17 protein-coding genes are annotated in these 20,698 nt (G+C 64.5%); 7 read left to right on the top strand and 10 right to left on the bottom strand.

Features of this window, described 5'->3' with window-relative positions; genetic code table 11:
• Positions 1-4 precede the first annotated feature (4 nt).
• Positions 5-664 (top strand): TetR family transcriptional regulator, encoded by a 660-nt coding sequence (locus VJ811_RS04595; protein ID WP_324071102.1) that lies wholly within the window; start codon positions 5-7, stop codon positions 662-664.
• Here the strand turns inward: VJ811_RS04595 and VJ811_RS04590 are convergent.
• From VJ811_RS04590 to VJ811_RS04575, 4 genes are all read right to left on the bottom strand, one after another.
• Positions 661-1,887: a molybdopterin molybdotransferase MoeA gene (locus VJ811_RS04590; protein WP_324071101.1), complete on the bottom strand. Its 1,227-nt coding sequence runs from the start codon at positions 1,885-1,887 to the stop codon at positions 661-663. The genes VJ811_RS04595 and VJ811_RS04590 overlap by 4 nt on opposite strands.
• 46 nt (positions 1,888-1,933) lie before the next feature.
• Positions 1,934-2,248 (bottom strand): 2Fe-2S iron-sulfur cluster-binding protein, encoded by a 315-nt coding sequence (locus VJ811_RS04585; protein ID WP_324071100.1) that lies wholly within the window; start codon positions 2,246-2,248, stop codon positions 1,934-1,936.
• A gap of 65 nt (positions 2,249-2,313) precedes the next feature.
• Positions 2,314-3,666 (bottom strand): cytochrome P450, encoded by a 1,353-nt coding sequence (locus VJ811_RS04580; protein ID WP_324071099.1) that lies wholly within the window; start codon positions 3,664-3,666, stop codon positions 2,314-2,316.
• A 66-nt stretch (positions 3,667-3,732) separates the two neighbouring features.
• Positions 3,733-5,910, bottom strand: coding sequence for a TonB-dependent receptor (locus VJ811_RS04575; RefSeq protein ID WP_324071098.1), 2,178 nt, complete (start codon positions 5,908-5,910; stop codon positions 3,733-3,735).
• Positions 5,911-6,231: 321 nt separating this feature from the next.
• On the opposite strand from VJ811_RS04575, the gene VJ811_RS04570 reads away from it, so the two are divergent.
• Entirely contained in the window at positions 6,232-6,822 is a 591-nt protein-coding gene (locus tag VJ811_RS04570) for a TetR/AcrR family transcriptional regulator (protein ID WP_324071097.1), read from the top strand.
• Here VJ811_RS04570 and VJ811_RS04565 read toward each other — a convergent pair.
• The 5 genes from VJ811_RS04565 to VJ811_RS04545 are packed head-to-tail and all read right to left on the bottom strand — an operon-like array spanning position 6,819 to position 14,144.
• Positions 6,819-7,850, bottom strand: a complete 1,032-nt coding sequence (locus tag VJ811_RS04565) for a DUF7065 domain-containing protein (protein WP_324071096.1) — start codon at positions 7,848-7,850, stop codon at positions 6,819-6,821. The two genes, VJ811_RS04570 and VJ811_RS04565, sit on opposite strands and share 4 nt — an antisense overlap.
• Positions 7,847-10,042 carry a molybdopterin-containing oxidoreductase family protein gene (locus tag VJ811_RS04560; protein ID WP_324071095.1) on the bottom strand — a complete coding sequence of 732 codons (2,196 nt, stop codon included), beginning with the start codon at positions 10,040-10,042 and terminating at the stop codon, positions 7,847-7,849. Before VJ811_RS04560 ends, VJ811_RS04565 begins: the two co-directional genes overlap by 4 nt.
• A gap of 9 nt (positions 10,043-10,051) precedes the next feature.
• Positions 10,052-11,194 carry a phosphotransferase family protein gene (locus tag VJ811_RS04555; protein WP_324071094.1) on the bottom strand — a complete coding sequence of 381 codons (1,143 nt, stop codon included), beginning with the start codon at positions 11,192-11,194 and terminating at the stop codon, positions 10,052-10,054.
• A 47-nt stretch (positions 11,195-11,241) separates the two neighbouring features.
• The gene (locus VJ811_RS04550; protein ID WP_324071093.1) at positions 11,242-12,519 is read right to left on the bottom strand and encodes a cytochrome P450; all 1,278 of its coding nucleotides are present in this window, start codon (positions 12,517-12,519) and stop codon (positions 11,242-11,244) included.
• A 29-nt stretch (positions 12,520-12,548) separates the two neighbouring features.
• Positions 12,549-14,144: an amidohydrolase family protein gene (locus tag VJ811_RS04545; protein ID WP_324071092.1), complete on the bottom strand. Its 1,596-nt coding sequence runs from the start codon at positions 14,142-14,144 to the stop codon at positions 12,549-12,551.
• On the opposite strand from VJ811_RS04545, the gene VJ811_RS04540 reads away from it, so the two are divergent.
• The 3 genes from VJ811_RS04540 to VJ811_RS04530 are packed head-to-tail and all read left to right on the top strand — an operon-like array spanning position 14,076 to position 17,646.
• Complete coding sequence (locus VJ811_RS04540; RefSeq protein ID WP_324071114.1) at positions 14,076-15,872, top strand: aldehyde dehydrogenase family protein; 1,797 nt, start codon at positions 14,076-14,078, stop codon at positions 15,870-15,872. The two genes, VJ811_RS04545 and VJ811_RS04540, sit on opposite strands and share 69 nt — an antisense overlap.
• Complete coding sequence (locus VJ811_RS04535; protein WP_324071091.1) at positions 15,872-16,669, top strand: enoyl-CoA hydratase/isomerase family protein; 798 nt, start codon at positions 15,872-15,874, stop codon at positions 16,667-16,669. The genes VJ811_RS04540 and VJ811_RS04535 overlap by 1 nt, the downstream gene beginning before the upstream one ends.
• A 20-nt stretch (positions 16,670-16,689) precedes the next feature.
• Positions 16,690-17,646 (top strand): SDR family NAD(P)-dependent oxidoreductase, encoded by a 957-nt coding sequence (locus VJ811_RS04530; RefSeq protein WP_324071090.1) that lies wholly within the window; start codon positions 16,690-16,692, stop codon positions 17,644-17,646.
• 68 nt (positions 17,647-17,714) lie between these two features.
• Here the strand turns inward: VJ811_RS04530 and VJ811_RS04525 are convergent, their stop codons facing one another.
• Positions 17,715-18,476, bottom strand: a complete 762-nt coding sequence (locus VJ811_RS04525; RefSeq protein ID WP_324071089.1) for an SDR family NAD(P)-dependent oxidoreductase — start codon at positions 18,474-18,476, stop codon at positions 17,715-17,717.
• 130 nt (positions 18,477-18,606) lie between these two features.
• Between VJ811_RS04525 and VJ811_RS04520 the strand changes: the two genes are divergently transcribed.
• Both VJ811_RS04520 and VJ811_RS04515 read left to right on the top strand, forming a co-directional pair.
• Positions 18,607-20,145, top strand: a complete 1,539-nt coding sequence (locus tag VJ811_RS04520; RefSeq protein WP_324071088.1) for an acyl-CoA synthetase — start codon at positions 18,607-18,609, stop codon at positions 20,143-20,145.
• A gap of 112 nt (positions 20,146-20,257) precedes the next feature.
• A partial coding sequence (locus tag VJ811_RS04515; RefSeq protein ID WP_324071087.1) for an enoyl-CoA hydratase-related protein occupies positions 20,258-20,698 on the top strand: 441 nt, incomplete at its 3' end.

The raw sequence follows: 20,698 nt of genomic DNA, 5'->3' as shown, positions 1-20,698 counted from the left end.
GCCCATGCCGGGCAATGTGGAGTCCCGGTCCGGCGCACCGCGCGCCGCGACGGCGACGCGGATTCTCGAGGCCGCCCGCGCGCTGATGACCGAAGAGGGGCTGCTCGAGGTGTCGCTTGCGGAAATCTCGCGGCGCGCCCGGACGAATGTCGCGCTCGTCAGCTACTATTTCGGCAGTCGCGAGGGGCTGATGCTCGCGCTCGCCCAGGCCGACGCGGCACGGGCCCTTCGCGATCTCGAGCGCCTGCTTGGCTCGGACCTGTGCGCCGCGGCAAAGCTGGAGATGCACATCAAGGCCCTCGTCGAGGCCTATTATGCGCGTCCCTATCTGCACCGTCTGCTCCAGAAGCTGCTTCGCGAGGGATCGGCCGAGGTCTCGCGGCAAATCGGCGACCAGTTCGTGGCGCCGGTCGCCCAGGCACGGCGCCGGATCATCGCGCAGGGTATCGCCGACGGCGAATTTCGCGACGTCGATGCCCGCTTCGTCAGCCTCATCATCGACGGGGCGTGCGCGCACCTCTTCTCCTCGGCGGAGGGCCGCCGCGCGGTCATCGGCCATGGCAGGCTCGATCGCGCGCTCGTCGATAACCACGCCCGGACCGTCGCGGACCTCGTGACGGGCAGTCTCCGGCCGCAAGCGACGTCAAATCCGAGGGCGGGCTAAAAGTCCAGGACGTCGAGCATCGTTCCTGCGGGCGCAGCGCAAGCATTCGCCGGCCGTCTCGCCAATCGGGTCATGCGCGGGAGCAGCCCCTGGGAGGATGCTTCCTGCCGCTCGAGCAGCCTGACGTGGTTGCCTTCGGCGAACGCGCAGAGAAAGGCTTCGCGCGGTCCGTTGGCCGGAACCGGCGCTGCCGCCGGCATCGGCCGCCATCCGAGCGCGTCCGCCGGACATGCCCCGCCAACCCCCGCGAGCAGCGGCGCGAGGAAAAGCCGCGCCGCCGTCATGGCCGCGGTCGGGTTGCCGGGCAGCCCCAGCACGTGGCTGGCCCCGAGGCGCCCGTACCACAGCGGCTTGCCCGGCCGGATCGCGACGTCCGAGAATCTTGGCACGAGACCCGCTTCAAGGAGCGATGTGCGGGAGAAATCCCGGTCGCCGCGCGACGCGCCCCCGAGGATCAGGACGACGTCTTCCTCCGCGTCCCGGCAAAAGAGCGCGATCGCGGCCGCATCGTCGCCGGCCCGGGCGAAGCGCTGCGGCACGCCGCCCCAAAGGCGGGCGAATTCCGCGATGGCGACGGACAGGCTGTCGGGGATCGCATTGCAGCTCGCCGCGGCCTTCCCCGGCGCCGCGAGTTCGTTCCCGGTCGCGAGAATCGCGACCGAGGGACGCCGCCACAATTCGAGATCGCTGCGATCGCCGCCGGCCGCGGCCACGAGCGCCGCTGGCGTCATCAGCCTCCCGGCTTCGAGAAGGATTTCGCCGGCCCTGAAGTCCGAGCCGGCGCGGCGGATGTGCAGTTTACCCGAAGACGTCCGCGCGACCGTCACATCGGCGCCGTTCACGTCGCAATATTCGATCATTGCGACCCGTTGCGCCCCCGCGGGAACGGGAGCGCCCGTCATGACCCGATAGGCCTCGCCCGGACCCACGCTGTGTCCGGCCCGGTCCCCGGCCATGATCGCGCCAAGCGACCTGAAAATCCCGTCTGCGCCGCGGGGTGGTCCGAGCGCGTAACCGTCCATGGCCGCGACGTCGCGCCGCGGACTGTCGATCCCGGCAAGCACCGGCCGGGCGAGGCGCCGCCCCCCAGCCCCGGCGAGCGGGGCCGTCTCGACGCCGAGCGGCACGGCGTCCTCGGCCAGGATCGCGCACGCGTCGTCGAAGGCGATGTTGACCGCGCACGGCCCCTCGCCGGTCGCGGCAAATGATGCGGCGCCGGGCACGCCTATCCGAGCGCTTTCGGTGTCGTGCCGCTCGACACAGCGCGCCTCAATCTTCCGCTGCGATGATCACGCGCAGGCCGTCGAGATGTCCGGCAAATGCGATCTGACAGGAAAGGCGCGAGCGGGCATCCCGGTAGGCCGACGTGTCGAGAAGTTCATGTTCCTCTTCTCCGGCGGGATCGAGGCGCTCCCCTCCGGTCTCGACATGGACGTGGCATGTGGCGCAGGAAAGACACCCACCGCATAGGGCCTGGAGCTCGTCGAAGCCCGCGTCGCGGATGATCTCCATGACCGACAGACCGTTTTCTCCCTCGATCTCGTGCTCGCTACCATCGCGCGTCACGACCACCAGTTTCGCCACCCGAATTCTCCAGTCCATTCTCGATTGTCGTAGCGGCCGTCCCGGCCGGCCGCGTCACCCGGCGTTCAACCGCGCCGGACGGGCACCGCGTCCGGGCATCGAATGATAAAGCCGGTCGTCCGGACCTCCGCGGGATCGGCGGCGAGGACCATGTCGGGCAGGTTGGACGTCATCGAACGAAGCACATGGGCAAAACTCTGTCTCGCGAGCTGCTGGCCCATGCAGGCGTGCGATCCGGCGCTGAAAGTCAAATGCGGGGTACGCTTGCGGTGGATGTCGAAGCGATTCCCGTCGGGCCATATCCGGGGATCGCGGTTCGCGACGCCGAAGATACCGTAAAGGCTTGATCCGGCCGGGATCGCGACACCGGCGAGTTCGGTATCATGCGCCGCGGTGCGGGGCAGCACGAAACCGGAGGGCATCCAGCGCGTCGCTTCCTCGATCGCCGCCGTCGATAGCGACGGGTCGGCGACGACCTCGCGGTACTGGTCGGGGTGCAGCATGAGCGAATAACCGATATTCGCCACCTGGCGCCACGTCGTCTCGATACCGGCAGGGAGGAGAAAGCGGCAGTAGACTATGATCTCGCGAGCGGAGAAGCGCAAGCCTTCGCGCTCGGCCTCGCTCATCAGCGACATGAGATCGCCCTTGTCGAGATCGCCCTTGGCCTTTCGCTCCTCGTACACCTTCCCGAAATAGTCGTCGAGTTCGGCAGCGGCCCGCCCTGCCGCCTCGAAATCGCGCGGTCCGCCGAACACCGCTTCGCCCAACCCCACGAAATAGCTGAGGTCGACCATTTCTATGCCGATGACGCGCGCCATGCTCATGTAGAGGAGTGGAAGCGCGAGATCGCGGCAAAGATCCGCAGGCTCTCCTTCGTCGATCATGCCGCGAATGCGCTGCGACAGGAACTCGGCGAGCGGCGCGATGGTATCGTCGGCGAGTTCGGTCAGGAAGCGCCGCGAGAAGACCTCCTGCTCGAACAGCCTGCGCATCGCCTTGTGGGCGGCGCCATCGAGTTCGTTGACGAAGGTGAAACCGGGGTTCTGCGCGTCGCCATGTGCCCCATAGGCCCCTTCGTTCACGAAGTTCGCCGGATCGAGAACCATCGCCTTCAGCGCGCTGTAGCCGACCACCGCAAAATTGGGGAGCGACAGGTCGCGCCCGAACCCGTTATAGACCTCGAGCGGTCCGTACCGCCCGTTGGCATAGGGTATGACGTCCTGGCCGGCATCACGAAGCATGCCGAAATGCGAGAACGGGTCGATCGAGACCGCCGGATCGAGGCCCGGAACCCCGTGGTCCGCCGACCGCAGCTGTTCGTCGGGTATATTCCTGATCACCTCGTCCATGCGGCGCATCGCGGCCCGGTCGAGGACCTGGTTCTCCGAAATTCTTTCAATCGTGCCAACGGACATGGCGGCCATCCTCTCTCGTTCCGGTTTTCAGAGGCGCGGCGAAGCCGCGCCCCTGCCCCCTCGTCCTCAGAATTTGCGCGAGAGGCGGACGCCCCATGTACGCGGCGGGCTGTAATTCCCCATGAAGCCGATGCCGAAGTTCGTGACATTCTGCTTGTAGAGCACGTCGAAGGCGTTGTTGAGGAACGCGGTGAGGCGGGTCATATCCGACGCGTCCGAGATCGACGCCGAGAAGTTGACGATCTCGTACGGCTTCTGGCGCTCTGGCGGCGACTGATTCTCATAGCGGAGCACCACCGAGGAGCTGTGCATGATATTCGCCTCGAGCCGCAGCGACGAGAAGAGATCGCCGCCGAGATCGAACTCGTTCGAGATGCCCGCGTTGATGGTGAACTTCGGCGCGCGCGGAAGCTGGCTGCCGTCGAGGTCGACGAACGCCTGCGTGACCGAGTCGAACGCGACGAAATTGTCGAACACCGCATGCTGCAGCGTGGGCGCGACATGAAGATCGAGCCCGGGAGTTGGCGTCCAGCGCAGCTCGGCCTCGACACCGTAGATCTTCGCATTGGCATTGCGCACGACCGTCGTCGTCGGGGGCACGTTCTGGGTGATCTGGAGGTTCGTATAGTCGTAGTACCAGCCAGACATGTTGAAGGTCACGGTCCGGTCGGCGAACTGCGACTTGATACCCGCTTCGAAGGCGCTGATATTTTCCGGCAGATACAGCGGCTGGATCGAACCGTCACCGCCAGGCAAGTTGCTGCCGCCGGATTTATAGCCTTTCGACCATTGGACGTAGGTGCTCACGTCATCCGAGAGGTCGAACTTGAGCGCGATCTTCGGGATGAGTTTTTCGCCCTTGCTGGCGAGGTCGCCGCTGAACGCGGGTACGACCGGGTCCAGCGAGAAAATCTGGGTGAACTTGTTGTCCTCGTGATTGAGACGGAGCCCCAAGTTCAGCGAAACCACATCGGAGAAGCGATAATCGAGGTCGACGAAGGCAGCGAGGTTCCTGATACGCACATCCTGTCCGAGATTGATCGTTGCCCCCGTCGGCAATCCGGCCGCCGGTGCCAGGTCGGCACCAAGCGAGACCGGGAGGTTCGCGTAATATTTCTCGTCGAAGAAAAAGAGCCCGACGAGCCAGTCGAGATTGCCCGACTTGCCGACGACGTTGAGTTCCTGGCTGAAAGCCTTCGACTTGCGAACGAAGTCGGAGACATATTGATAGTCCAGCGTTGTCCCGTCGGCATCGACCTGCGCATGGCTGTTGTGATCGATGTAACCCGTCAGCGACTTCAGCGAAACGTCGTCGGAGATTTCCCAGTTGAACGTGTTCGAGGCGATGAATGTCTCGCGACGCCCCGTGTGCGGATAGTCGGCGAGCATTCGATTGGGCTCGGTGGTGTAGGTGCTCGCCGGGAATATCATCGTCGAGAGGGGCTGCTGGTAGCCAACGCCGGCGGTATTGCGTTCATAGCGGATCGACGCGTCGTTCCGGATGTTGGAGCCTTCGGGTTCGATCGCGATCGCTAGGCGGCCATAGGTCGCGTTCACGCCGTTGATCCGCTGCCCATTGTTCAGGACCTTGACGTAGCCGTCCTGCTTTTCGCGGCCGCTGCTGAGGCGCACCGATATGCCCGGCGCGAGCGGGCCGGAGAGATAGCCATTGATTCCGATGGCATCGCGCGAGCCCGTCGAAATCTCGACCTTGCCCTCGAACTCGTCGGTCGGCGCCTGCGAAATGAAGTTTACCGCGCCGCCTGTCGCGTTTCGGCCGTAAAGCGTGCCCTGCGGCCCGCGAAGCACTTCGACCCGGTCTAGGTCAACCGCCCGGAACGTCGCCATGTCGGAGCGCGGGAGATAGATGCCGTCGACATAGAGGGCGACGGTCGGCTCGGTCGCGCCGGAATCGACGTTCGAGCCGGCGCCGCGGATCGTGATGAGCGTCGTGCCAAAATGCTCGCCCCAGTTGAGGTTCGGAACCACCTTCGAGAGATCGCGAATATCGGATATGCCCTGCGCCGCAAGCGTGTCCCCCGACACGGCCGAGATCGATGCCGGAACATCCTGGAGCGATTGCGACCGCTTCATAGCGGTCACCACGATGTCACCATTGCCGAGGATCTCGCCCTCGGCAGGCGGGGCTGCCGCCTCCTGGGCATGCGCCGCAGCCGGCAAGGCACCTGCGGAGACCGCCACGATTGCGACGGCTGCCTTCAGCATCGATTTATATTTGGTCATTTCAAACCCTCCCTATGGCCGCGGATGCGCCGGAGCGCAGCTTGTCCGGCCTGGCTTTTGCCGCTTGCAACCGGGCGTGTCGCTGGAGAGACGGGAAGGAGAAGGCGCGCTCCACCGGCGCGGGGCGCGTGGGCTCGGCTCCGAATCTGCTACTCCCAAATCTCCGGCTCTGGCGTCCGATCGATCCGAATTTGTTACAATTACTGTCCTATGTCAACTTGATTTCCGACGGGCTTGTTCTACCGTCGCAAGGGTGTGAAAATGGCGGGAAAACCATGGCGGGCCGCGCAGTGGGGCCGCGCAGAAACGGGGAACAAGATTGTGGCAGAGACGAAAAACGCGAAGCCGAAGAGCCGAGTCACGCGGCAGAATGTCGCTGCGACCGCGATCGAGTGTTTCAGGCGCTACGGCCTGCATCGTACGTCGATGAACGACATCGCCGACGCGTTCGGCGTCTCGCGCCAGACGCTCTACCGGCTCTTCGACAGCCGCTCCGCCCTGCTCGAATATATCGCGACCCAGCGCGTCGAGCTGCTGACGAGGAATCTTGCGAAATACCTTGCGAAGTACGAGCGATTGCCCGACGCGCTGGTCGACGGAATGGCCCATTCGATCAAGCTCGGCCGCGAGGACGAACTGCTGGCCGAAATCGTCCGCCAGGAAGGCGACGAGCATTTCACAACCTTCCTGTTCGGAGGCACGAAAGAAGTCCAGGCCGCGATGCTCGAGGCCTGGCAGCCGCTGCTTCGGCGCGCGCGCGACGAGGGGCAGCTGGCCGACGATGTCACCGACATCCAGATCATCGAATGGCTGAGCAATGTCGGTGCGTTCCTCAACACGCGCCCCGACTATGTCGAGGAAGACCACCGGCGTATCTTGCGGCAGTTCGTCCTGCCGTCATTGCGAATTTAGGCGACGAAGCCCGGACGGCTGAACGGTTCCTGCACCAGCTTGGCATTTTCGAACCGGTTGGGACCGTTGGTCAGCGCCGCACCCTCGACCCAGAAGGGCCATTCGGTCGCATTGCGGGGATTGAGGATCGTCTCCACGCTGCCGCCGCCGACGCGATCGCCGCACGTGACGCGGCAGGGCATCGACAGTTCGAAATGTTTCCCCTCGAGGGCCATCACGACGCTGCCAAAGCCCTTCGCCTTGAACGTCATTTCGCCGAGGGTCGGTTCATACACGACGACCTTGACGCCCTTCGGCGAAATGCCGTCGCCGAGTGCGACCGAGACTTCCGCATCGAGCACCTCGGCAAGATAGGTCACGCCATCGATGACGAGATAGGCACAGGGCATCGAATCGCCCGAGCGCGTGCGACCGTCCTGAAAGCCGAAACTGAAGTTCGGACCGAATGAGCCGCCAAGCCACCAGCCGGCATAAAGATCGCCGCGCGGATTGTGGAGCAGGCGCGTTCCCCAGCTATGATCACGATAGGTTCCCCCTCGAACATCGAACCAGCGGTCGCCGAGACGGACGCGGCCTTCGAAATTGCCCGCTCCCTGAATATGGTTGGAGAACCAGGTTTCGGTGGTCGCGCTTCGCGGCGTCAGCGACATGAAGTCGATCGCGTCATGGACATCGGTCACGCGAATATCCATGTCGCAAAATTCGTCGCTCGCGGTCCAGCGGTGCGTTTTGCCGTCGAAGGTCGCCGACACGAAATCATCCACGGCAAACCCGTCGGGGAGACGATCAGTCAGCCGATAGGGGAGATCCTGCGCATTGCGGGAATATCCCGGCCCGTCGCGCTGGACGATGCCAAAGCAGCATTTGGTGAACCCGCGGTTCGGCTGGTGTCCGAGTCGTATCACGCCGCCGATCTCCTTGTCGGGGTCGGCCCAGCTGATGACGACACTCTCCTGCCACCATTCATCGCCATTATGATCGTGCGGCCAGTCGGCATTTTCAGGCATCAGGACAGGATTGATGATCACGAGAGCACCTCTTCTTTCGGTTCGGAAAAATTATTGGCGAAGGCGGCCCCGTCGACGGGCGTGACGCGGATGGGAATCGCGGTCATGCGGGGCATGTGGTTCACGGCCTCGCAGTCCTCATCGAGGCTGATGAGACGCGCCGTGTTGGAGCCCCCCAGGTCATAGGGTTCCTCCGTGCCCGGGAGCCCGCCCCAGCAGTGCGCCATCGACACGACGCCCTCGCGAAGCGCGGGCTCCGCGCGCACGCGGCCCGCGATCGCGGCCCGCGGTGAGCGTATTTCGACCGCGTCGCCTTCGGCGAGACCAAGCTTCGCCATGTCGAGCGGGTTCATGAAAGCCGGGTTATATTTGAACCTTTCGCGCACCGCGGGAAAGTTGCGGCCATAGCTGTTCTGGCTTTCGCGCATACGCCGGGAGACCAGCCGGAACGGAAATTCGGCGTCCAGAAGCGACGGGTCGTCGGCGCGCATCTCGGCCATGTCGGCAAGGACATCGGCAGGCATGACCTCGAAGCGCTTTTCGCCGATGTCGCCTTGCTGGACAATCGCATCGGGAAAGTCCGAGAAAATCTTCCCGTCGGGAAGGGCTTCGAGCTCGTCGATCGAGATGGGCGAGTGGCGCATCACGAGTGCGATCAGGTCGCGCGTGGTCGGCGCCGTTTCCATGTCGAGCGGCGTGTCCTCGAAAATGATCTGCTTTCCGAGCCGCTTCGCGAGACCCCAATATATGCGCCACTCGTCAACCACCTCGGACGCCGCGGGGGGCTGCACCATCGCCGGGCAATAGCGCTGATAGGGAACCGGCATGAACATGCCCTCATAGGCGGGCGTCATGAGCAGGTCTTCGCGTTCGTAGAGAAGCTTCGGCGGAATGACATAATGCGCGAGCTCGGTCGTCGCGGTGGGGAACGGCTCGACGACAACAAGAAGATCCAGGGCTTTCAGCGCTTCGACCGTCTTGATCTGGTCGGGCATCGCGATCGCGGGATTCGCACCCGTTACCAGCAGCGAACGGATGCGCCCCTTGCCAGGGGTCAGGATTTCCTCGGGCAAGGTCCCGCTCATCAATTCGCCGAACATCGCGCCGATGCCGCGCACCCGGCTCTTCGGCCCGGTCTCGAATTCCCGCATCGGCGGGATGACCTCCGCAACCGGGGGTTTTAGCCAGAGCGGGTTCATCACCCCCTGGTTTCGCAGCTTGTCGCCGGCGCGCATGAAGCGCCCGCAGACGATGTTGAGCGTCTGGATCAGATGCTCGGCCAGGTTCGAGCGTGCCGCCATGTTGGGCCCCGTACTCGAGTAGGCGCAGCCGATACGGTTATCCGCCGCAAACAGGCGCGCGGCATCGGCGATCTGCGCGGCGGGTACGCCGGCGCGCGTGGCCGTGTAATCCAGGGTGAAGCTGTCGACAGAGGCGCGCAGCGCGTCGAGCTGCGACACATAGTCGCGGCAGAACGGCTTGTCCTCGAAGCCGTTCGCGAGGATTTCGCGGATGATGCCGGCCATCAGCGCCGGATCTTCGCCGGGCCGGACCTGCAAGTGGAGATCGGCCATCTTTGCGGTCTCGGTCCGCCGCGGATCGATCACGATGAGCTTCATTCCGCGCGCCTTGGCGTCCTGGAACTGCTTGGTCATGTTGAAGGGGATGACCCCCTGGACCGACAGGGATACGAGGGGATTGGCCCCGCACAGCATTAGCACCTCGGCATCATGGAAATGATGCTGCGGCGCCGCCCACATCCCGATGCGGTTGAAACCGACGAACTTGGCCGACTGGTCGATCGTCATCGTGGTGAAGAAGGACGGCGAGCCGATTGCGCGCTGAAAGCTCTCCAGCATCGGTGCCGCCGAGACGTTGAGATAGGCCTGCGTCCCCTTGAAGAGCGCCGCAGACTCGGGCCCCTCCTCCTCGATGATCCGGCCCATTCGCTCGGCGATCTCGTCCAGGGCCTGCTCGAGCGAGACGCGCTCCCAGCCGCCGTCGTCCGTCCGTTTCATCGGATGAAGAATGCGTTCGGGCGCATTCATTGCATCGGGCGCGCCGAGCCCCTTGATGCAGGCGTAGCCGCGGCTCAGGACATGATCCTTGTCGCCGCGGACCTGCGTGACACGCCCATCCTCGATCGTGAGCTTTACACCGCAGGTTCCGATGCAAATCCGGCACGATGTCTTGACCTCGCGAAGCTCTGCCATGGTTTCATCCTATCCTTCGACCGTTTCTCCAAGCACGGCGAGCGCTGCCAGAAGTTCGGACTTCTGGAGTTCCCACATCAGGCGCTGGCCGTCCCAATGCTCGCGCGGCATGCGGCGCATGCCGATGGCGCCCCAGGTCGCCAGCCGGAAGGTGGAAAGCGCCGCTGCATAGTCCCAATGTTCGATCGTCCCGCCTGCCGCCTCGTAGGCGGCCACCGCGAGCTCGCGCTCGGGAGGATCGGCCTTCGTCGAGCCGAGCGAGGCGATGACGCGCGCTGCGGACAGGAAATAGCTCACGTCCTGCGCCGGAAGGCCGTGATGGCATAATTCCCAGTCGAGCATGGCAACGAGTTCGCGATCGGCGTCGAACATGGCGTTCGCGAAGGTCAGGTCGCCATGGCAAACCGTCGGTTCGAGCCCGCGCGGCGCGCGGCGGCGCAGGACGAGTGCAGCAGCGTCGATCGTCCGGCGCATTTCGGTATGGAGTTCGGCGCGCTCGCACGCCTCGACCTCCGGAAAGCGGGCGTGGAGCTCGCGTTGTGCCCAGGTAATTTCCCGGTCGAGGAAATAGTCGCCCTGCCCCGCGCCGCGCGTATCCAGCGAGGCGATGTCGGGCCCGGCCGCCGGAACGGAATGAAGGCGCGCCGCGAAAGCCATGATCTCGCGAACCATCTTGTCGCGCTCCGCCGGCGTCGCATCGGCATAGGGGCCCATTTGCAGATATTGGATCGTCGGCGTGAGGGCCTTGATGCGCCCCATCACGAGCGAGTCGGCCCCTTCCACGATCTCGCCCTTGCGATCGAGCCAGCGCGCGTCCGGGACCGGCAGCCCCGCCGCGTACAGCGCGCGCATGATCGCGAACTGGTCGTCGAGCGAGACCTGCGAGAAAATTCCGTCGCTACCGAGATCGAAGCGCAGCACAAACTCCTCGACCTTCTCCTGGCCATCGATCGTCGTGTGCAGGTCGAACATCAAGGTTCCGCCCGACGCGCCCGCGGCCAGGTTGCCGTTCGTGAACCGAACCGACAATTCGCCGTTCCCGTCGACGCCCCGTGCGCGCAGAAACGCCTCGATGCGCTCTTCGCTCACCTGCGTCGCATCCGCTGCGAGCGTGCGCAGGGCGCTGAGCGACCCCACTCCATCTACTGCCATAAATCTCTCCCGTTGCGCCCCTCGGCGCGGTTGTCGTTGAAGCTCGCTCAGCGCATCCGGAACCGGATCGGCAGGCGCTTCAATCCGTTCACGAAAATGCTCTGGATATATTCGGGTTCGCCATTCAGCTCGACGCTCTCGAGCCGCGGGAGAAGCGCCTCGTAAAGCGCTTGCATCTCGAGGCGCGCCATATGCTGGCCGAGGCAGGTGTGGCCGCCGAAGCCAAAGGCGAGCTGCGGGTTCGGCTTGCGATCGACCCGGAAGGAAAAGGGTTCCTCGAAGACGGTCTCGTCGCGGTTGCCCGACGCATAGGCGAGCATGATCCAATCGCCCTTTCCAACCGCCTGCCCGCCGATCTCGGTGTCTTCCGCAGCCGAACGCATGAAGGTCTTGACCGGTGTGACCCAGCGGATCGCTTCCTCGATCAATTGCGGAAGAAGCGACATGTCCGCGCGAACCTGGTCGAGCAATCCGGGCACGGTAGCGAGGGCCCACATGACGCCCGAGATCGACGACGCGGTCGTGTCATGGCCGGCGGTCGCGACGATGATGTAATATCCCGTTTCCTCGACGCGCCCGATCGGTTCGCCGTCGATCACCGCGTTCGCGATCAGCGTTGCAAGATCGTCGCGCGGACGGGCGCGCCGATCGTCGCTGATCTTCGTGAAATAGTCGGTCAGGCTCGCCACGGTGCGCTGGATCACGGCGGAATATTGGTTCGCGTCGAGCGCCGCCATCGCCTTGGCGGTGTCGGGATCCTGCGGACCGAAAATATCCTGCGTCAGCCGCAGCATCTGGTCATAATCCTCGGAAGGAACGCCGAGGATTTCCATCACCACCTTCAGGGGATAGGCCATGGAGATATCGGCCGCAAAATCGCACGCGTCCCCCAGGCCTGCCATGGCGGCCACCGATTCCGCCGCCAGCGCATGGATCGCCGGCGAGCGCTCGCGCAGTTTCGCCGGCATGAACTGTCCCTGGGTCAAACCACGATATTTGCGATGCTCGGGCCCATCCATCGTCACCAGGGATTTGACCAGATGCGGGCATCCGGTGATCTCATGGTTGCGCGCGATATGTCCGGCATTGGCGAAGGTCGTTGCGCGCGCGCCGCTCGGGAACAGGGCATTGGCCTTGCTCACCGCCAGAATATCCGCGTGGCGGGTGACCACCCAAAACGGATCGAACCCCTCGGGATGCGCACGGGCGACAGGCATGTTCGCGCGCAGCCAGCTGTAGATCTCGTGGATCTCCTCGGTCGCATAGACCGATGGAGTGGCAAGCTTTTGGGCCATCTCCGCCGGGATGGTGGCTCCGGTCGTCATAATCTGCTGTTCCTCTGATTGAACGCGGCTCAAGCCGCTAGTGAACCGGCCCGCGCGGGCGCCGCGGACATGATGACCGTACCCGGCGTTGCCTCGGTCCAGGCGCCGCCCGTGAAGGTCTCGACACCATTGACGAAGATATGGGCATAACCCCCGGCCCGGGCGTTCCGGCGCCAGTCGCCCGTCGGCATGTCGTGGACGATGTCGAAGCTCGAGTAATCGACGAAAAGCGCGCCGAGGTCATAGACGATGAGGTCGGCCCAATAGCCCGGGAGGATCGCTCCGCGGTCGGACAGGCCGAGCGTGCGCGCGATCTTGAAACTGAGTTGGTAATGCAATTCTTCGAGCGACATCGAGCGCTGTTCGCGCCCCATGCGCACGAGCAGCTCGGTGCCATAAAAGCCGTTCGACATCGACTTGGTATGGGCGCCCCCGTCGGAAACGCCGGCACAAATGCCGGGATGCGACAGGAGACGCGCCGGAAGGGTCGCGTCCCATGCCGAATAGGACGCCGATTTAAGCTGGAGGCGCAACGCCGAGCGCCAGCCAAGCTCGCACATCGCCGCGATCGGGCTCCGCCCTTCTTCGGCAGCAATGTCGGCGAGGGTTCGGCCGAGATAGAGGGAAAGGGCAGGATCATCGCCGACGCCGACGACCGTCTGCGCCTCGAAGCCGGCGGCGCTGTTGGATGGGCCGTCGCTCTCATATTCCTTCGCGAAGGCCTCGACAAACTCGGGATCGCGCAGCAGCGCCATCACCTCGGCATCGGTGGCACATGCGACGATCTGCCGCACCGCCGCCATGCTGCCGGCCGCCGTGTCGAGGTCGCGGATGCCGCCCTCGACCCAGCCGAAATGCAGCAGGCTTGCCCCGGAAATATCGAGGCCGCGCTTGCGCATGTCATCGATCCAGACGATATCCGCATCGACGAGAGCGCCATGTCCCTCCACGGTGACGAAGATGTTGTGGATCACGCGGACCCCGGTGCCCTTCGCCGCCTCGGCAACAGCCTCGGATGTTCCCCGATCGCCGTTAGGACCGACATTGGCGAAAAACTGCACGATCCCCCCGCCCCGGTCGATCAGCGCCCGGGCGATCGCGATGATCGATTCGCGCGAGAGGGTGTCGGTCGGCATCGGCGTGCCGTCAAAATCGACATGGGTGTTGCCCTCGGCGCCCATCACCGAGGCCGAGATGCCGATCGCGCCTGCGTCCATCGCCTCGTTTATCAGGCGGTGCATTTCGCGAATTTCATCGGCATTCGGCTGGCGGGATTTGGCCGCGTCGATCCCCATGACGTAGATGAGAAGAGGATTGAGCGGCAAATAGGTCATGATGTTCACGCTCTTGGGAAGCGCGCGAAGCCGTTCCATGAACTCGGGAAAGGTCTCCCAGTCCCAGGGAAGCGCGGCGCGCTGTTGCTCGACCGGGATTTGCTCGGTCGTCGAGAGCATCGCCATCGTGCGCTCGCGGTCCGCGGGCCGGACGGGCGCCATGCTGAATCCGCAGTTCGCGTTCAGGATCGACGTCACACCCTGCGGGCCCGAATCAAGGCAATGGGGACTCCAGAAAATCGCAGCGTCATAATGGGCATGCTGCGTGACGTGCCCCGGCGCGACGGTCATTCCGTCCACGTCGAGAACCCGGTCCGCCGGCCGGTCGCCGAGCTGCCCGACGGCGGCAATGTGGCCGCCGAGAATGCCGATATCGCCGCGAAACGACGGCGCGCCGGTGCCATCGATGACCGCCGCGTTCCGGATGAGCAGGTCGAGCCTTTCCATCACGAGTTCCTTTCCCGATTTCTTTCTTGTCTGTTGATGTATTATGTTACAAACTATGTCCATTGTCAATTAAGTCCGATTTGCGGAAATGGCGCGCAGTTCCTCGCGGGATGCCAATGGGCGCCGGGCCGGAAGCCGGAAAATGGGAGAGAAGAAATGGAATTTGATTCGGGTTTCCGCATGACCATCGGCGGTGCACTCGTCGAGGGCACCGAGACGATCGACGTGATCAATCCGGCGACGGGCAAGGTGTTCGCGCAGGCCCCCGATTGCACGTCGGAGCAGCTCGATGCCGCGGTGGCCGCGGCCCGGAAAGCCTATCCGTCGTGGCGGGCGACACCGCTCGCCGAGCGGCAGGCCAAGCTGGGGGAAGCGGCCGATCTGGTCGAGGCACATGCCGCGGATCTCGCGCGCCTTTTCACCCGCGAGCAGGGCCGCCCCGTCGACGGCGCGCTCGCCGAGGTCGGCATCGGCGTCGCCTGGCTTCGGGCCTATTCGATGATGGCGCCCCCCGTCCACGTCGTCGACGGCGGCGATGGCCAGATGATCGAGACCCAATATGTGCCGCTCGGCGTCGTGGGCGCGATTTCACCGTGGAATTTCCCGGTCAACCTGTCGATCTGGAAGGTCGCTCCCGCGCTTCTTGCCGGTAACACGATGGTTCTCAAGCCCTCGCCGTTCACGCCCCTCTGCGTGCTCAAGATCGGCGAATTGCTCCGATCCATATTCCCGGCCGGCGTTCTCAACGTGGTGACGGGGAACGACGATCTCGGGCCGCTCATGACGGCCCATCCCGGTTTTGCCAAGATTTCGTTCACGGGCTCGACGGCCACCGGCAAGAAGGTGATGGAGTCGGCCGCGCGCGATCTCAAGCGCGTGACGCTCGAACTGGGCGGCAACGATGCGGCGATCGTGCTGCCCGACGCCGACGTCGACGCGGTTGCAGCCCGGATTTTCTACGGCGCCTTCTTCAACTCGGCGCAGATCTGCATCGCGACAAAGCGCCTCTACATTCACGAGTCGATTTACGACAAGATGCGCGACAAGCTGCACGAGATCGCCAAGGCGACGAAGGTCGGCGATGGCAGCGAACAGGGAACCGATCTCGGTCCCATCCAGAACCAGCGGCAATATGAACGTGTCACCAGCCTTATCGACGACGCGCGGAGCGAAGGCCTCGTGCTGCTCGAGGGATCCGCCGTGCCGGCGGCAGGTTATTTCGTCCCTGTCACGCTCGTCGACAATCCGCCGGAGGATTCGCGTGTGGTGCGCGAAGAAGCGTTCGGCCCCGTGCTTCCGCTTCTGAAGTTCAACAACATCGACGAGGTCGTGGCACGGGCCAATGACAGCGAATATGGGCTTGCCGGCGCGGTTTGGTCATCCGATATACCCAAGGCTAGGGAAGTCGCCCGCCGGCTCGAGACCGGCACGGTCTGGATCAACCAGAATCTCATGCTGCGGCCAGACGTCCCCTTCGCCGGCCACAAGCAGAGCGGCTTCGGCGTCGAGAACGGCGTCGAGGGACTCCTCGAATATATGGTTCCGCAAGCCGTTTATTATCCGGCCGGCTGATGAGCGTCACCGTCTCCTGCAAGGGTGCCGTGCGGCTCGTTGCGTTCGGCGCAGCGCCGCACGGTATCCTGACGAGCCGCGACGTTCGCGAACTGGCTGCGACGATGTCGGACGTGCTTGGCGACGAGGCAGCGCGCGCGGTCGTGATCGCGGGAAGCGATACCGGCCTTTTCATCCGCCACTATGACCTCGCGTCGATACGCAAGGCGGCCGATGCCTTGCGGTCGGGGGGCATCGAGCCGGACAGCTTTCTGGAGGCGGACTTCGCACGCCTCACCGATGCGATCGCAGCTTCGCCCATTCCCGTCATCGCCGCGATCAACGGTATCTGTATGGGGGGCGGCTTCGAACTGGCGCTGGCCTGCGACATCAGGGTCGCGCAGCACGACGTAGCGCATATCGGCTTGCCCGAAATACGGATCGACATCTTTCCGGGAGGCGGCGGTACGATCCGCCTCGCGCGCCTGATCGGCGAGGGTCCGGCGCTCGACATCGCCCTGCGCGGCCGCACCCTCGATGCGCGCCGCGCGCTGGAACTCGGGATCGTGAGCGAGGTCTCGGACGATGCCGTGGGGTCCGCCCTGGAAATCGCCGAGAGTCTGGCTTCGCGCGAACCGCTCGCACTTGCCGCAATCAAGCGGCTCGTACGATCGGCGTCCGACGGACCGCTTGCCGAAAGACTCGCGGCCGAGCGGCTCGAATTTGCCGAGTTGCTAGCGCGCAGCGACACCGCCCTCGCCAGCATGGATGCGCTGCTCGCTTCGGGCGTGATGCTCGAAGACGCGCCCAGCCGTTAACTCCGAAAAGGACGATCATCATGACCGAAGCTCTCGCATTCAGTTCGGCATCGCGGTTCCCCGCGACTGAAGAAATCCTCGCCGGCAAGGACCTGCGCGGCAAGTTCGCCGTGGTGACCGGGGGCTCGGGCGGCATTGGCCTCGCCACCGTTGCGGCGCTTGCGCGCGCAGGCGCCGACGTCGTCGTGGCAAGCCGGCCCGGAGATAAGCTCGACTCCGCTGTCGCGTCGCTTTCGGACGCGGCGGGGGATACCCGAGGCGCTGGAATCGACCTTGCCGACCTCGACAGCGTCGATCGCTTCGCCGACACGCTTCTCGAGCGTGGGAGACCGGTCGACTATCTGGTCAACAATGCGGGGGTGATCGGGCAGCACCGCGTTTCCTCGATCGGCGTTGAGATGGGCTTCATGACCAATGTCGTTGGCCACGCCGTTCTCGCGAGCCGCCTCGCGCCGCTCCTCGCGGACGGCGCCCGCATCGCCTGCGTCAGTTCGTTCGGCCACCATTATTCGCCGGTCGTGTTCGACGACATCAACTTCGACCGTCGGCCCTATTCAGCCTGGTCGAGTTACGGGCAATCCAAGACCGGCGGCTGCCTGATGGCCGTGAAGCTGAGCGCAGCGCTCGGTCGCCGCGGGATCGATGCCTTTTCGCTCCACCCCGGACAGGTTCATACCGAGATGGGGAGAGACATGGTGCCGGCCGATATGGAAACGCAGAAGGCGAAGACCGGCGCGATCCCGCCCGAGGACTTCATGACGGTCGACGAAGGCGCCGCAACAACGATCTGGTCGCTGACCGAGCCGAGGCTGGCGGGCCAGGGAGGTCTTTATCTCCAGGACTGCGCCGTTGCCGCGGTTCGCGACGAACCGGACTACCGGACGGGCGTGATGAGCTACGCGATCGATCCGGCGAATGCCGAGGAATTGTGGAGGACCGCCGAACGGCTAAGCGGCCGCCAGCTTCCGCTCCGATAAAAAAAGGGCCGCAGCCAAGCTGCGGCCCAGTAACGGCCACTTCCGTGGCCGCACCCTCCGAGTGCCCCTCAGAGGATCGAATATCCGCCGTCGACGGTAAGCTCGGTACCGGTCATGAACCGGGAGGCATCCGACGCGAGAAACAGCACCGCGCCCGCAACGTCCCCGGTGTTCGCCCAGCGGCCCATCGGAAAACTGGCGGCGACGAACGCCTTGGCTGCATCGAGATCCGCGAACCGGCCGGCCGCGATCGCCGGCGTCAGACCGCTCAGCCCCAAATCCGTTTCGACCGGCCCCGGATGAACGGTGTTCACCCGAATTCCGAGACCGCCGCGTGCAAATTCGACCGCGACGCCCTTGGTGAGCATACGTACCGCCCCCTTCGTTGCCGAATAGGCCGCCTGCATCGGTCCGGCGAGCTGGCCGTAGATCGAAGAGAGGTTCACGATCGTCCCGCCGCCGCCCTCAGCCATGAGCGGCGCGGCCTGTTGCATGCCGATCCAGATGCTCTCGACATTGATGCGCTGAATGTTGCGGAGCTCGTCGAGCCCGGTCTGGAGAAAGGGCTTGTTGAGAATGATCCCGGCATTGTTGACGAGGATGTCGAGCCGTCCCGCCTGGGCCGCGATTTGGGCAAATACCCTGGTCCAGTCTTCCTCCCTGGTCACATCATGCTGGAGGAGCGGCCCCTGGCCCGTCTTTTCCTCACCAGGGGCGATGTCGGATCCGAAAACGAGCGCGCCATGGTCTTCCAGGACATCCGCGACCGCCCGGCCAATTCCCTTCGCCGACCCCGTTACGAGCGCCACCTTGCCGTCGAGACTGAACATTTTTCTCTCCTTCGCGTTCGCCGTCGTCGCGGCGAATCTCTATGTTGACATGTAACATCATTTGTAACAGATGTCGCCAAAGTCAAGCAACAGGCAATGCGGCGCAGAATATCGGGAGAGAGAAGAGAGAATGCATCCGAGCCATCATGCTGTCACCGACCCGTCCAAAGCAGCCTACATCATGGCGGCGACGGGCACGGCGGTCGACTATGCCACGCTCGAGGAACGATCGAATCGCCTCGCGCACATCTGGCGGTCGCAAGGTTACCGGCCGGGCGACACGCTCGCCGTGGTTCTCGAGAACCACGAATGGTTCTTTCCCCTAATCTGGTCGGCGCAGCGCTCCGGTCTCTACTATGCGTGCCTCTCGCACACGCTCTCGGCCGCCGATCTCGCCTATATCCTCGTCGACAGCGGTGCGCGGGGCGTCGTCGGATCGCGCAAGACGCTCCCCCTGCTCGAGGCGGCGTCGGCAAATGGCGCTGCCTGGCAAGTTTTTCTGGTCGATGGCGACGGAGGCAGCGGGGCGATCGATCTCGTCGCGGCGGCCGCGGGATTCCCGCCAACGCCGATCGCCGATGAATGTGCGGGCACGGACATGCTCTATTCGTCGGGGACGACCGGACGCCCCAAGGGGATCAGGCGCCCCTTCGAGCCCGGCGCGCCGATCGCATCGGACTCCCCGATGACATCGGTGGCGCGCAGCCGCTTTCACATGGGCGCGGGCAGCATCTATCTCTCACCGGCGCCGCTTTACCATGCCGGGCCTCTTCGCTGGGCGCTCATGGTACAACGCATGGGGGGCACGGTTGTCGTCATGGACCGGTTCGACGCGGAGGAGGCGCTGCGCCTTATCGAGACCTACAAGGTCACGGCCTCGCAATGGGTTCCGACCCACTTCGTGCGTATGCTGCAGCTTCCCGAGGCGGTACGCGATCGCTATGACGTCGCGTCGCTGCGCGCCGTCTTCCACGCCGCGGCGCCCTGCCCGATCCCGGTCAAGGAGGCGATGCTGGACTGGTGGGGTCCTATCATTCACGAATATTATGGCGGCACCGAAAACAACGGCATGACGATGATCGGTCCCGACGAGTGGCTCGAGCGCAAAGGGTCCGTCGGCCGCGCCTTCGTCGGCACCATTCACATCTGCGACGAGGAAGGGCATGACGTGCCGGCCGGATCGGAGGGCAGCGTCTTCTTCGAGGGCGGCCCCGCCTTCGCCTACCATAATGACGAGGAAAAGACGCGCTCGGCAACCAATGCCAAGGGCTGGACGACATTGGGCGACATCGGGCGGCTCGATGCGGATGGCTACCTGTTCCTCACCGACCGCAAGAGCTTCATGATCATCTCAGGCGGAGTGAATATCTATCCTCAGGAAATCGAGAATTGCCTCGCCCTGCATCCCAAGGTCCGCGACGTCGCCGTGATTGGCGCGCCCGATCCCGACATGGGCGAAAAGGTTGTCGCTGTCGTGGAGCTTCGTAACCCCGCCGATGCAAGCGATGCGCTCAAGGCCGACCTCAAGGCCTATCTTCGCGAGCGCCTTGGCGGCGTGAAGACGCCGCGACAGATCGACTTTACCGGGGCGCTGCCGCGCGAGCCGACCGGGAAATTGTTCAAGCGCCTCCTGCGCGACCAGTATCGCAGCGCAGACATCGACCGATGATATGGCGAGGCGCGCGCATCCGCCGTTCGACGCTCCAAAGCCCGCCTTCTGATCGCTCGCAACAGGCGTCGCATCCACGAGCCGGCGAAGATCACCCGCGCAGAGTCAGCTGATGGTAACCACGCATCTCATCGTCACGCGCGCGGGGCCTATTGCGACCGTGACGTTCAACAGACCCCGAGCGATGAACGCCTTGTCGCGGGCCCTTCGGGCCGAGTTTTCCGACACGATGCGGTATCTTGCGAGCGATACCGTGGTTCGCGCCATCATCCTCACGGGCGCCGGTGAAAGAGCCTTCACCGCGGGACTCGACCTCAAGGAGCTCGGGGCCGATACGGCGGATCTCGGTGCGGCAAGCGCCGCGGACCCGCGAGACAATCCGGTCAAGGCCATCGAGCTCTGCCCGCAGCCCGTGATCGGTGCGATCAATGGCGTGGCAATCACCGGCGGTTTCGAGGTCGCCATGGCGTGCGATATATTGATCGCCTCGACGAACGCGCGCTTTGCGGACACGCACACCCGCGTCGGGATCATGCCGGGGTGGGGCCTGTCG

The sequence above is a fragment of the Sphingopyxis sp. genome, from assembly GCF_035250425.1.
Taxonomy (GTDB): Bacteria; Pseudomonadota; Alphaproteobacteria; order Sphingomonadales; family Sphingomonadaceae; genus Sphingopyxis.
Note: the sequence above shows the minus strand (reverse complement) of the source record. Positions and strands in the feature narration are given on the sequence as shown.

What these genes read in the sequence shown, in the direction of transcription:
- VJ811_RS04595 (WP_324071102.1), top strand. Translation starts at nt 5, where the DNA reads ATGCCGGGCAATGTGGAGTCCCGGTCCGGCGCACCGCGCGCCGCGACG.
- VJ811_RS04580 (WP_324071099.1), bottom strand. Translation starts at nt 3,666, where the DNA reads ATGTCCGTTGGCACGATTGAAAGAATTTCGGAGAACCAGGTCCTCGAC.
- VJ811_RS04575 (WP_324071098.1), bottom strand. Translation starts at nt 5,910, where the DNA reads ATGACCAAATATAAATCGATGCTGAAGGCAGCCGTCGCAATCGTGGCG.
- VJ811_RS04560 (WP_324071095.1), bottom strand. Translation starts at nt 10,042, where the DNA reads ATGGCAGAGCTTCGCGAGGTCAAGACATCGTGCCGGATTTGCATCGGA.
- VJ811_RS04555 (WP_324071094.1), bottom strand. Translation starts at nt 11,194, where the DNA reads ATGGCAGTAGATGGAGTGGGGTCGCTCAGCGCCCTGCGCACGCTCGCA.
- VJ811_RS04550 (WP_324071093.1), bottom strand. Translation starts at nt 12,519, where the DNA reads ATGACGACCGGAGCCACCATCCCGGCGGAGATGGCCCAAAAGCTTGCC.
- VJ811_RS04540 (WP_324071114.1), top strand. Translation starts at nt 14,076, where the DNA reads ATGGGGACTCCAGAAAATCGCAGCGTCATAATGGGCATGCTGCGTGAC.
- VJ811_RS04545 (WP_324071092.1), bottom strand. Translation starts at nt 14,144, where the DNA reads ATGACCGTCGCGCCGGGGCACGTCACGCAGCATGCCCATTATGACGCT.
- VJ811_RS04535 (WP_324071091.1), top strand. Translation starts at nt 15,872, where the DNA reads ATGAGCGTCACCGTCTCCTGCAAGGGTGCCGTGCGGCTCGTTGCGTTC.
- VJ811_RS04530 (WP_324071090.1), top strand. Translation starts at nt 16,690, where the DNA reads ATGACCGAAGCTCTCGCATTCAGTTCGGCATCGCGGTTCCCCGCGACT.
- VJ811_RS04525 (WP_324071089.1), bottom strand. Translation starts at nt 18,476, where the DNA reads ATGTTCAGTCTCGACGGCAAGGTGGCGCTCGTAACGGGGTCGGCGAAG.
- VJ811_RS04520 (WP_324071088.1), top strand. Translation starts at nt 18,607, where the DNA reads ATGCATCCGAGCCATCATGCTGTCACCGACCCGTCCAAAGCAGCCTAC.